Annotated in this window: 10 protein-coding genes; 8 read left to right on the plus strand and 2 right to left on the minus strand. The window is 44.3% G+C overall.

The window, feature by feature from the left end; genetic code table 11:
- The first annotated feature begins 133 nt into the window (after positions 1–133).
- A complete protein-coding gene (gene rpoC, locus F995_RS13305; protein WP_004278609.1) occupies positions 134–4,324 on the plus strand; it encodes a DNA-directed RNA polymerase subunit beta' in 4,191 nt (1,396 codons plus the stop codon).
- A 202-nt stretch (positions 4,325–4,526) separates the two neighbouring features.
- Positions 4,527–4,892 carry a glycine zipper domain-containing protein gene (locus F995_RS13310; protein ID WP_004278608.1) on the plus strand — a complete coding sequence of 122 codons (366 nt, stop codon included), beginning with the start codon at positions 4,527–4,529 and terminating at the stop codon, positions 4,890–4,892.
- Between the two features lie 57 nt (positions 4,893–4,949).
- Here the strand turns inward: F995_RS13310 and F995_RS13315 are convergent, their stop codons facing one another.
- The gene (locus F995_RS13315; RefSeq protein ID WP_004278606.1) at positions 4,950–5,444 is read right to left on the minus strand and encodes a DUF4442 domain-containing protein; all 495 of its coding nucleotides are present in this window, start codon (positions 5,442–5,444) and stop codon (positions 4,950–4,952) included.
- 117 nt (positions 5,445–5,561) lie between these two features.
- Here F995_RS13315 and F995_RS13320 point away from each other — a divergent pair, with 117 nt between their 5' ends.
- The 6 genes from F995_RS13320 (at position 5,562) to F995_RS13345 (ending at position 11,892) form a co-directional block, all read left to right on the plus strand.
- Positions 5,562–6,443 carry an alpha/beta fold hydrolase gene (locus tag F995_RS13320; RefSeq protein WP_004647314.1) on the plus strand — a complete coding sequence of 294 codons (882 nt, stop codon included), beginning with the start codon at positions 5,562–5,564 and terminating at the stop codon, positions 6,441–6,443.
- A gap of 100 nt (positions 6,444–6,543) precedes the next feature.
- A complete protein-coding gene (locus F995_RS13325) occupies positions 6,544–7,908 on the plus strand; it encodes a Na+/H+ antiporter family protein (protein WP_004647315.1) in 1,365 nt (454 codons plus the stop codon).
- Between the two features lie 331 nt (positions 7,909–8,239).
- Positions 8,240–8,830, plus strand: a complete 591-nt coding sequence (locus F995_RS13330) for an OmpW/AlkL family protein (RefSeq protein ID WP_004647316.1) — start codon at positions 8,240–8,242, stop codon at positions 8,828–8,830.
- A 176-nt stretch (positions 8,831–9,006) separates the two neighbouring features.
- A complete protein-coding gene (locus F995_RS13335; protein WP_004647317.1) occupies positions 9,007–9,351 on the plus strand; it encodes a lysozyme inhibitor LprI family protein in 345 nt (114 codons plus the stop codon).
- 163 nt (positions 9,352–9,514) lie between these two features.
- Positions 9,515–11,434, plus strand: a complete 1,920-nt coding sequence (htpG, locus tag F995_RS13340; protein ID WP_004647318.1) for a molecular chaperone HtpG — start codon at positions 9,515–9,517, stop codon at positions 11,432–11,434.
- A 194-nt stretch (positions 11,435–11,628) separates the two neighbouring features.
- Entirely contained in the window at positions 11,629–11,892 is a 264-nt protein-coding gene (locus F995_RS13345) for a hypothetical protein (RefSeq protein WP_004278599.1), read from the plus strand.
- 82 nt (positions 11,893–11,974) lie between these two features.
- Here the strand turns inward: F995_RS13345 and F995_RS13350 are convergent, their stop codons facing one another.
- On the minus strand, positions 11,975–13,084 hold the full coding sequence (locus F995_RS13350; protein ID WP_004647319.1) for a hypothetical protein: 1,110 nt from the start codon (positions 13,082–13,084) through the stop codon (positions 11,975–11,977).
- Between the last annotated feature and the right edge of the window lie 39 nt (positions 13,085–13,123).

Here is a 13,123-nt window from a genome sequence, read left to right on the forward strand (position 1 = left end):
TAAACCCCTCTTTGATAAAGAGGGGCTTCCCCCTTAACAAAGGGGGGACTGAGGGGGATTAAAATTCAGTTAAAAAACAATATTTGTGACCCAGTTGTTGAGTGAAAATCTCCACAACACACGGAGAAAAAAATTGAAAGACTTGCTCGATATCATGCGCAAAAAGACGGATTCAGACGGTCATGCTCCTGTAGAGTTTGACCGCATCCGTATTGGTCTTGCGTCACCAGAAATGATTAAGTCATGGTCTCACGGTGAAGTTAAAAAGCCAGAAACCATTAACTATCGTACGTTCAAGCCTGAACGTGATGGTTTGTTCTGTGCCAAAATCTTTGGTCCAGTGAAAGATTACGAATGCTTGTGTGGTAAATACAAGCGTATGAAATACAAAGGCGTCATTTGTGAAAAATGTGGCGTTGAAGTAACAACTGCGAAAGTTCGTCGTGAACGTATGGGTCATATCGAGCTGGCATCTCCAGTTGCACACATCTGGTTCTTGAAATCATTGCCTAGCCGTATCGGTCTATTATTAGACATGACGCTACGTGATATCGAACGCGTATTGTATTTCGAATCTTATGTCGTTACTGATCCGGGTATGACTCCATTTGAGAAATACCAACTTCTAAACGATGAAGAATACTTCAATGCCTTAGAAGAACACGGTGATGAATTCACAGCGAAAATGGGTGCTGAAGCGGTTCAAGACTTGTTGAAAGACATCGATCTTGAAGCTGAAATTGCGCGTCTTCGTGAAGAAATTCCTGTTACAACTTCAGAAACCAAGCTGAAAAAAGCGTCTAAGCGTTTGAAGTTGATGGAAGCATTCAACGATTCGAACAACAAGCCAGAATGGATGGTGTTAACTGTACTTCCAGTTCTTCCACCAGACCTTCGTCCGCTTGTACCACTTGAAGGTGGTCGTTTCGCGACTTCTGACCTGAACGATCTTTATCGTCGTGTGATCAACCGTAACAACCGTTTGAAGCGTCTTCTTGACCTTGCAGCGCCAGACATCATCGTACGTAACGAAAAACGTATGTTGCAAGAGTCTGTAGATGCATTGCTGGATAACGGTCGTCGCGGTCGTGCAATTACCGGTTCGAACAAGCGTCCGCTTAAATCTTTGGCAGACATGATCAAAGGTAAGCAAGGTCGTTTCCGTCAAAACTTACTTGGTAAGCGTGTTGACTACTCTGGTCGTTCGGTAATTACTGTTGGTCCAAACCTTCGTTTGCACCAATGTGGTCTTCCGAAGAAAATGGCACTTGAACTGTTCAAACCATTCATTTTCGCGAAACTACAAGCTTCTGGTCAAGCAACCACCATTAAAGCTGCGAAGAAAATGGTTGAGCGTGAAACTCCAGAAGTTTGGGATGTTCTTGCTCACGTGATTCGTCAACATCCAGTGATGTTGAACCGTGCGCCAACTCTTCACCGTTTGGGTCTTCAAGCATTTGAACCGATCCTGATCGAAGGTAAAGCGATCCGTCTACACCCACTCGTATGTGCTGCGTTTAACGCCGACTTCGATGGTGACCAAATGGCGGTACACGTACCATTAACACTTGAAGCTCAGCTTGAAGCTCGTGCGTTAATGATGTCGACTAACAACATTCTGTCTCCAGCAAACGGTGAGCCAATCATCGTGCCGTCTCAGGACGTTGTCTTGGGCTTGTATTACATCACGCGTGATGCAATCAATGCCAAAGGTGAAGGCATGGTGTTCGCGGATACTCACGAAGTAAACCGTGCACTGGCAACAGGTCAGGTTGATCTACACGCTCGAGTTAAAGCACGTGTACACCAGACTGTGATCGATGAAGATGGTAACCGTGAACAGCAAACCATTATTGTAGATACGACGCCTGGTCGTTGCCTGCTTTGGGAAGTTGTGCCTGAAGGTATGGATTTCCAGCAAATTAACGTTGAGATGACCAAGAAAAACATCTCTAAGCTAATTAACTCTTGCTACCGTAAATTGGGTCTGAAAGATACTGTTATCTTCGCTGACCAGTTGATGTACTTGGGCTTCCGTCAAGCGACGCGTTCAGGTGTATCTGTCGGTATGGAAGACATGGTTATTCCACCGCAAAAACAAGCAATTATTGGTAAAGCGGAAGCTGAAGTTCGTGAAATCGAACAACAGTTCGAACAAGGTTTCGTAACTGCCGGCGAACGTTATAACAAAGTGGTCGATATTTGGGCGCGTACCAATGACCAGGTTGCTAAAGCGATGATGGACAACTTGTCTTTTACCACTGTGAAGAACAAACAGGGTGAAGACGAGAAGCAAAAATCATTCAACTCGATCTACATGATGTCTGACTCGGGTGCCCGTGGTTCGGCAGCTCAGATTCGTCAGTTGGCGGGTATGCGTGGTTTGATGGCGAAGCCGGATGGCTCGATCATTGAAACGCCGATTAAAGCGAACTTCCGTGAAGGTTTGACCGTACTTCAGTACTTCATCTCGACACACGGTGCGCGTAAAGGTTTGGCCGATACAGCACTGAAAACTGCGAACTCTGGTTACTTGACTCGTCGTCTAGTAGACGTTGCGCAGGACTTGGTCATTACCGAGCCAGATTGTGGTACTTATGACGGTCTGGTAATGACTCCGTTCATTCAAGGTGGCGATGTCATCGAAAACCTGGGTGCACGAGTATTGGGTCGTGTGGTTGCTGAAGATGTGAAACGTGTAGGTACAGATGAAGTTCTACTTCCTCGTAATACGTTAATTGACGAGAAATTGGCGACGTTTATCGAAAGCCAAGGTGTCGACGAAATTAAAGTACGTTCAGTCGTGAACTGTGCGTCTACCTTCGGTGTATGTGCGAAATGTTACGGTCGTGACCTAGCACGTGGTCATCAGGTGAACCCGGGTGAGTCTGTTGGTGTAATGGCAGCTCAATCGATTGGTGAGCCAGGTACACAGTTAACGATGCGTACCTTCCACGTCGGTGGTGCTGCAAGCCGAACTTCTGCTGCAAACAGCGTACAAGTTCGTAACCAAGGTACAGTACGTTTCCACAACGTGAAAACAGTACAACATGCCAAAGGTCACTTGGTATCGACTTCACGTTCAGGTGAAATCGGTATTGCGGATGATTTAGGTCGTGAGCGCGAGCGCTATAAACTTCCTTACGGTGCGTCTATCTTGCTGAAAGATGGCGAAGCTGTAGAAGCAGGCGGTATTGTGGCGACTTGGGATCCGCATACACATCCATTAGTAACAGAAGTTGCAGGTAAAGTACGTTTCAGCCAGATTGCTGATGGCGTAACCGTAACTTCTAAAACTGATGATGCAACAGGTATGTCAACCATTGAAATCTTGCCAGTGACTTCACGTCCTGCGTCAGGTAAAGATTTGCGTCCTGCTGTTGTGTTAGATACCGTTGATGGTGGCGAACAGTTCTACTTCCTGCCACAGAACACGATTCTTTCTGTTCGTGATGGCGAAACGATTGGTGTCGGTGATGTCATCGGTCGTGTACCACAAGAAACTTCACGTACCCGTGATATTACCGGTGGTCTGCCGCGTGTAGCTGACTTGTTCGAAGCACGTAAGCCAAAAGAGCATGCAATCCTTGCAGAAGTGTCGGGTGTTGTAAGCTTTGGTAAAGAGACCAAAGGTAAGAACCGTCTGGTGATTACGCCGGATGATGGCTCTGAGATTTATGAAGAGCTGATTCCGAAATGGCGTACGATTAACGTGTTCGAAGGCGAACATGTGAACCGTGGTGAAACTATTTCTGATGGTCCACAGAACCCGCACGATATCTTACGTTTGAAAGGCGAAGTTGCGCTTACAAACTACATCGTGAACGAAGTTCAGGACGTATATCGTCTGCAAGGTGTAAAAATCAACGACAAGCATATTGAAGTCATCGTACGTCAAATGCTGCGTAAAGTTGATATCACTGATGGCGGCGATACCAGCTTTATCAAAGGCGAACAAGTGGATTACATCCGCGTTGTTCAAGAAAACCAAGCAGTTCTTGCACAAAACAAGTTCCCTGCGAAGTTTGAACGTCAATTGATGGGTATTACCAAAGCATCGCTTTCTACTGACTCGTTCATCTCTGCTGCATCGTTCCAAGAAACCACGCGTGTGTTAACTGAAGCGGCTGTAACAGGTAAAGAAGATGACTTACGTGGCTTGAAAGAGAACGTGGTTGTAGGTCGCCTGATCCCAGCGGGTACAGGTTTGGCTTACCACCTGGAGCGTCGTCGTCAAGAAGCAGAAGCTGCAGAATTTGAACTGCACAATGACTTCTCTGATGTAGACCAAGCTCTAAGCCAGGCATTTAACGAAGAATTCTAATTCGAGTTAAAGCTGAGAAAAGAGACGCCTTCGGGCGTCTTTTTTTTGTCTGAAATTTATAAATAAGACATCTTGAACAGAAGAATAATCCATTGATATTTACAAAACTCAGCAGGAATACCGAGAGAAGTAACACGCTACAGATTTTAGTTTCATAAAATGAAGATAAGCTTAAATAAAGCAAGACAGGAAGGCCAAGGTCATGAAAAAATTAATGGGTGTTATGGCAGTTGCCACTCTTTCCATCTTTATGTTGGCGGGTTGTGAAAGTATGTCTGCCAATGAGCAACGGATCGGTGCTGCAGCCCTTGGTGGTGCAGTGGGTGGTGGTGTCGGTAATAAAGTCGGCGGTGGCGTTGGTGCAGCTGTGGGTGGTGGTGCCGGTGCGGCAGTGGGTAGTAAATCCCAAGGCGGTTCAAACCGTAATGCGACCTATAGTGGTGTAGGTGGTGCTGTTGGTTCAGCAGTCGGTAAAAGCATCTTCGGTGGTAATGCGGGTGCTGCAATTGGTGGTGCAATCGGTGGTGGTGCCGGTGCTGCGATTGAACAGGATAACCGTCGTCGTTAAGTCGAAAGTTACTTCAGATTCATCTAGATTTAAAAGCGCCAATGTGGCGCTTTTATCTTATTTAGGAGCGTTAATTTTCCCTTTGCTCTGTTTCCGCCGGATATAGACCGTTTTCTCTACCTCAGCAATTCTGACCCCGGCTTCATCATAAATATTCAGCTGATAATGTCGATACACTGGCGCATTATCGGCCGCCAGATTGATAATCGTGGTAATTTCTTCAGCAGAAATCCGAATATCCGCCACCACTGTGCCGCGACCCGGTGCCAAAAACTGAATGCTGGCGCCTTTATCCCAGACCAGATATTTCGGCCCCAAATGATGCATCAGCAATAACATGTAAAAGGGATCGACCATCGAATACAGGCTGCCACCAAAATGCACACCGACAATATTTTGGTTCTTACGGGTCAGCGGCATTTTGACCCGAACGTGATAATTATTAAAATCAATCTTATTAATTTCAATGCCTGCACCACGATAAGGGGCATAGCGGTTCAGAATAAATTTTGAAACCAGAGGCAGTTTTTGAATTTTCTGGAATAGGCTCATACTGACATTCTTTTTGCGGCTGTGATTATGCATACTAGAGCAACAAAAATGCGCTGGCATTGATCAATCATGCCGATTTATAAACTAAGTGGTCAATAATAAAAACAGGATCAAAAGATGGAAACACAAGTGCAATGGGTCGATACCACGGATCAGCAGTGTCTCTGTGTCAAAACTTATGGACAACCCGAACAAACAGCCTTGGTACTGGTTCATGGCTATCCTGATCATCAAGCAGTTTGGGAGCCAGTCATTGCTCATTTGAGTCAGGATTATTTTGTGGTGACTTATGATGTCCGGGGCGCAGGGGAGTCCAGTATTCCCAAAAAAATCTCCGATTACCGCTTGGCCCGTTTAAGTCAGGATCTGGAAGAGGTGGTGAATAAGGTATTGCCGAATCGAGCTTTTCATCTGGCTGCGCATGACTGGGGCTCAATTCAGTCCTGGGAATCTGTCACCGATCCACGCTTTAAAGGGCGAATTCTGTCTTATAGCACCTTATCTGGGCCATGTCTGGATCATGCCGCTTTCTGGATGCGTGAACAGTTCCAGCAAAACAAAGCAAAATTTTTAAAGCAAATGAGCAAATCTTGGTATATCGCGATGTTTCAGTTGCCTTTAGTGGCGCCGTTGGCCTGGAATTTTTTTAATCCGCAGCGTTGGGGCAAGATCGTGCAGCAACTGGAAAGACACGATGATCTGCCACTCAACCCGCATATTGTCAAAGATGGCAAATATGGTGTGAACCTGTATCGGGCCAATTTTTTGCCACGCTTAGCTCAACCACGGCAGCGTTTTGCCATCTGTCCGGTACAGGCGATTGTGCTGAAATATGACCAGTTTGTCGGGCCAGATCTGGTTGATGAAATGTCAAAATGGGTGGATGATTTCTCGAAAGTAGAACTGGCTGCCAATCACTGGGCGATCCTGAGTCAACCGGAGCAAGTGGCTCAATTGATTGATGAGTTTATTCAGCGTAAATCTGCTGACATTCATTGACAGGCCACTCCGCGAAACATGACCCGACCAGAAAAAAGTGGCGGAATTTTTATCCGCATTTTCTGATAAAATAGCCGCTTTCTCTCTATTCCGATTCATTATGTTCGCAATTCTTGCTGCTATTGGAGTCATGTTCGGACTCTCGTTGGCACGTGTACCTGTGGTTTTTGCCCTGGTCATTGGTGCTGTTACAGGTGGTTTATTGGCAGGTCTGGGCCTGCAGGGAACCTTGGACGCGTTTAACAATGGTTTGGGTGGTGGTGCCAAAATTGCCTTGGCTTACGGTATTTTAGGTGCATTTGCTTTGGCTCTGGCGCGTTCGGGTTTACCGGATTTACTGGCTTATAAAATGATCAGCACCTTAAAAGGTGAGGCCGATTTTAAAGCGCAAAACCGGGTGAAATATCTGATCTTCTTCACGGTTGCTATTGCAGCCGTGTTCTCGCAGAACGTCATTCCCGTGCATATTGCCTTCATTCCGGTACTGATTCCGCCGCTATTGATTGTATTTAACCATTTACAACTGGATCGCCGTTTGGTGGCCTGTTTGCTGACCTTTGGTCTGGTTGCCACCTATATGCTCATTCCAGTCGGTTTTGGCGCGATCTTCCTGAATGATATTCTGGGGCATAACATCAATACCTTTGGTAAGCCTTATGGTTTTGAAATTACTTATGATCAGATTCCATCTGCAATGGTCATTCCGGTCATTGGCATGCTGGTCGGGTTGTTGATTGCCATTTTCTTCTCTTACCGTAAACCACGTCTCTATAAAGATATTCATATCGAAGAGCAGCAAAGTATTTCTGCTGAACTTGGAGTAGAGCAAAACCTTAAACCTGAAATTTCGAAATTTACCATCTGGATGGCCGGTCTTGCAGTTGTAGCCACATTGGCTGTACAGCTGTATTCAGATTCAATGATTCTGGCAGGTTTAGTCGGTGTCGCGATTCTCAGCTGTGCTGGCATTTTCAAATGGAAAGAAGCGGATGATGTGATCATTACCGGTATGCGCATGATGGCGCTGGTCGGCTTTATCATGATTGCAGCACAAGGTTTTGCCGCCGTGATTGAAGCGACCAATCAGGTACCTGCACTGGTCGAAGCATCGGTCAACTGGATTGGTGACAGTCAGGCACTGGCAGCGTTCCTGATGTTGCTGATCGGCCTGTTGATTACCCTAGGCATTGGTTCATCATTTTCAACCGTGCCGATTCTGGCGATTATCTATGTACCGCTCTGTATCCAGTTCGGTTTTAGCCCGGCTGCGACCATTGCGATTATCGGGACTGCAGCAGCTTTGGGAGATGCCGGTTCTCCAGCTTCGGATTCAACTTTGGGCCCAACTTCGGGTTTAAATATGGATGGTCAGCATGACCATATGAAGGACAGTGTGATTCCAACCTTCATTCACTTCAATATTCCGTTGATGATTTTTGGCTGGATTGCAGCCATGGTTCTGTAAGTCAATTTCAATCTGCTCTGATATCTATTGGAGCAGATTTATCTGGATTTAAAATAAATAATAAGATGTATTTAAAATATATGTTTAAATAAAAATTAATATAAACCTGATTATTTTACTCTGAATAAAGCCATATTTATCTGATTAATATACTTGGTATTTAAAACCAACTAATTCAGTCAATTTAAAATAAATAACTTTTTAAATCAGTAGTTTAAATAATAATTAAAAATTAGTTTTATAATGCTTATTGCATATTATTTTCCCTCGTGTTTATTATTAATTAAGATTTATTTTCTTAATAATTATTCTTCCTGTGGGGTATTTTAAAATGTTAAAGCAAGCTGCTATAATTGCATTAATGGGTCTTTCTGCATCTGCGATGGCAGGTCAATGGCAGGTGAAAGTCGGTGCCAGTTCTTTAGCACCATCAAGTGACACTGAAATTGCACCAGGTTTAGTCGTAGAAGCCGATCAGGAATATGGTTTTACGCCATCGGTTGAATACTTCTTTAATGACAATATCTCGGCAGAATTATTATTGGCTACCCCGTTTAACCATGACATTTCTCTTCAAGGTGTAGGTAAGGTGGCTAAGATCAAACATCTGCCACCCACAATTACCGCTAAATATAACTTTAAAAATGCAACACGCTTTACACCATATATTGGCGTAGGTGGCACAGCTTTTATTGCTTGGGATGAAGAAGGTCTGGCTAAAGACGTGAAAGAAGAGTTTGGTTTGGCAGGTCAAGTCGGCTTTAATTATCAGCCAGCCGATGCCAAAAACTGGGGAGTATTTGCTGACGTGCGCTATGCAGATTTGAGTCCTGAAGTGACTTTAGATGATGCTGATAATACTAAATTCGACTTGAATATTGATCCTTGGGTTTATACGATCGGTTATAGCTACAAGTTCTAAATTCTAGCCTTGCTCAACAAAAAAGCCTCATCTTGAATGAGGCCTTTTTTTTCAAAATAACAACGATTTATAACTTATTGAAATTGAGCAGATTGGCAATGTTCAACTATATTAAAACGAATAAAGTAAATATTAATTGAATACGACCTAATAATTGAATAATAAGGAAGATCAGCATGAAGTTTTTAAGCCAAGGTATTGTGATCTTCTTCAGCCTGCTGGCAGGGTCTGCCTATGCGGCAAGTTTTGATTGTCAGAAAGCTGAAACCGTGACAGAGAAAGCGATTTGTGAACATCGTCTGCTCAATGATGCCGATGTCAAGATGAGCACCAGCTATCATATTTTGCGCCGTATGGTGCCTATGGGAACCCGCTCGGTGATCCAGCGCGATCAGGTGAAATGGCTACAGTTTCGTGACCGCTGTCAGGAATCTGTGTCTTGTCTGAGTCAGGTTTATAATATGCGCCAGCAGCAAATAGACCTGCAATTTCAACGTATTTATAAGCTTGGGCCTTATTAGGACTTAAACCTAAGCCTTTACAAATCCAAGTCATTTTAGATCAAGAGATCCTTTATAAAATATCTTGAGAAAAAATATACAACTGGCTATTGAAAATTTAGTAACTCACTCCATTCATATAGGCAACAGTATTGACCTGTATTTAAAATAAAAGGAGTGATTAATGAGCGAGTCTAGCGCACAAAAACATAGTTTCCAGGCTGAAGTGGCTCAGTTACTACATCTCGTGACCCATTCGCTTTATTCAAACCCTGAAATTTTCCTACGCGAATTGATCTCGAATGCCTCAGATGCATGCGACAAATTACGTTTTGAAGGGATTAACCATCCCGAATTTTATGAAAATGATCCGGATCTGCGCGTTCGTGTCAGTCTGGATGCAGACAATAAAACCATTACCATTTCAGATAACGGGATCGGCTTAAGCGAACAGGAAGCTATTGATAATTTAGGGACTATTGCCAAATCAGGCACCAAAGACTTTATGTCCAAACTGACCGGCGATCAAAAGGCTGATGCCCAGCTAATTGGCCAGTTTGGTGTCGGTTTCTATTCCGGTTTTATTGTGGCTGACAAGATCACGGTAGAGTCGCGTCGTGCTGGCACAGATGTCTCTGAAGGGGTGCGCTGGATCAGTGGCGGAACCGGTGAGTTCGAAGTTGAACAGATCACGAAACAAGGACGTGGTACCGATATTATTCTGCACTTACGTGACGATGCGCTGGATTATCTGCAAAGCTATAAAGTGAAGCAGATTATCAATAAATATTCAGACCACATCAGCCTGCCAATCCAGATGCAAAAAGAAGTCTGGCAGGAAGAAGAAGCGGCTGAAGGTGAAACATCTAAAGGTGGCCAGTATGTCAAAACCGATGAGTGGGAAGCCATTAACTCGGCCAGCGCATTATGGACTCGTAACAAGTCTGAAATCACTGAAGAGCAGTATGTCGAGTTCTACAAGAACTTAAGCCATGATTTCGCAGCGCCATTGGCCTGGGCGCATAACCGGGTTGAGGGCAGCACTGAATATACCCAGTTGTTATATATTCCAAGCAAAGCGCCACATGATATTTTCACCCGTGAATCCAAAGCGGGTATCAAACTGTATGTGAAACGTGTGTTCATTATGGATGATGCAGATAACCTGATTCCAAACTACCTGCGCTTTGTGCAAGGTGTGGTGGACAGTGCCGATCTGCCATTGAACGTCAGTCGCGAGTTATTACAAGAAAGCCGTGATGTAAAAACCATCCGTGAAGGCAATACCCGCCGTATCCTGACCATTTTGGATAATCTGGCTAAATCTGAAGATGAAAAAGATCAGGCAAACTTCAAAACCTTCTATCAGGAATTTGCTTCAGTATTGAAAGAAGGTCTGGGTGAAGATTTCAGTAACCGTGAACGTATCTTGAAACTGCTGCGTTATGCAACATCAAACAATGACGAGGTCAGCACGTCATTGGCAGACTATAAAGCACGCATGAAAGACGGCCAGAAAGCCATTTATTATGTGACTGCAGATAGTCTGAATGCTGCGAAAAATTCACCGCAACTGGAACTGTTCAAGAAAAAAGGCATTGAAGTTCTGTTGATGACTGAACGCGTGGATGAATGGGCGATGAACTTCGTGAATGAGTTCGATGGTACGCCTTTGCAAAACGTGTCTAAGGGTGCAGTTGACTTAGGTGACCTTCAGGATGCCGAAGAGAAGAAAGCCCTTGAAGAAGCCGCAGCCCAGTTTAAACCGGTGGTGGATAAGCTGACGGATTCATTAAAAGACAAAACCAAAGAAGTGCGGGTGACGACGCGTCTGGTCGATTCTCCGGCTTGTCTGGTAACTGGAGAAGGTGAGTTGTCTCCACAACTGATTCGTATGCTGAAAGATGCAGGTCAGCCTGTGCCGGATATCAAGCCGATTCTGGAAATTAACCCAGAACATCCGTTGGTGAAAAAACTGGATGGCTCGGCGCAGTTTGATGATCTGGCCAATGTGATCTTCGACCAAGCGGTGATTGCAGAAGGTGGATTACCAGAAAATCCTGCTGAATATGTCAAGCGAATTAATAGCTTGTTGCTTGCTTAACTGCTGATGTGTTGAATGAGAAAATCCCTCTTCGGAGGGATTTTTTATGCCTGCTTCATTTTTCATTTCTAGAAATGATCTGGAAAAACGATAGAGAGAATAAAAAAATACCTTCGAATCATAAATCTATATTTTAGATTATTAATTAATTTTTAATTTATAATTGCGATCATTAAGCAAAGAGAGAGAATGTTATGAAATCTAAGCTGATGATCAGTATGGGCGCTGTAATCCTGATGTCGATGAGCCAGTTTAGTCTAGCGGCACCTGCTGCAGAAAAAGTGGTACGCACAGATCGCATCAGTTTTTATAAAGTTGCGAAAGTAGAGGCAGCAAAACCACAACGTGTGCAACGTAGCGATCGTATTCGCTTCAATATGCCAGTGATGGAGCAACCCTCATTGCAGCAAAAACGTGTGCTACGCAGTGATCGTATTATCCTGAATAAAACCAGCTAATACTTACCGCGCTGATTGCCTCAGTAATATTGAAAAAAGCCCATGAATGATGGGCTTTTATTATTTTCTAGTATCAGTCAGTTTAAAACAACGCTTCTAAACGTACCAAAGCCCCGACATAGTGGTCACGATCCTCGCGATGATCATTCAGATAGTTCAGGTCGGTCTGGACAAAAAACCATTCACGTAAAAAAGGTTGTCTCCACGACACATAGGGGCCCCAGCGGTTGAGACGCAGATCCTTGTCATTTAGATAACCACCGGTATAAATGCCGTAACTGAAACGGTTGTCCTGAAAAAACTGATGTTGCCTGAAGGTGTAGTTGTCCCAGGTCAGATCATCGTCTTGATCATCTGCATAAGTCAGACTAAGCTGATTGGAGAAAAAGGCCTGATTGGGACGGGCATGGATTAGCTCCAGATTGGTCCGTAAATAGTTTTCGCTTTGAATGCCGTAGCGATAAATCTGTTCGGCATGAAAAGAGTAGTCATTTTCCAGCGTCCAATCTTTACTGGCTTTGACACGCAGGTAAATATCATCTCCAGAACGCAAGCCCAGATCCAGATCGGTTTCGAAAGGAATGCGATCTGACCATTCAGACCAACGTAAGGCAAAAGAGCTGTTATCTTCACGTGCACGTTTAGTATCCAGACGTTTATCTCCGGAAGTGGCAGGATTTTCATTGGTAATCGCGACATTACTGTCTAATTCATTGTCCAGACTGTCATCACCAAAAACCACACTCAGCTTTTGTTCCAAGGTCGGAAGCTTGATCTTGCCGCGGATTCGGGGCTTAATCTCATAGCCTTCATATTCATCCCAGCGATTATCTAGAATGATCCGTAATGTGGCTGCAGCTGGCTGATCCGGATCGGTTTCACCAAACCAGTTATCAATTTTATGTGCAGTACGATCAGCCCATTCGCGGATGCCTTTCTGTTTTTGATCCGCCCATGAATAATTTTCTGTCTCTAGCGTGGATGGAACGATGGCGACACTTGATTGCTCTGGCAGAACCGTTGGTGTTGCATCGATCAAACGTGGAATCTGATCCAGTAAGCCTGATCGGCTGGGCTCTGTATTTGTTGAACTGGCAGGAGCAGCTGTGACTGAATTTGCCCAGGACATGCTACCGCTCATTCCTAGGCCCAGAGAGAGCAGTAAAGTTTGAGTAATCCTGTTTATTTGCATGAGATATTTGTTGCTCTTGTATGCTTATATTTAGCTGTA

The sequence above is a fragment of the Acinetobacter sp. CIP A162 genome, assembly GCF_000367905.1.
Lineage (GTDB): Bacteria > Pseudomonadota > Gammaproteobacteria > Pseudomonadales > Moraxellaceae > Acinetobacter > Acinetobacter lwoffii.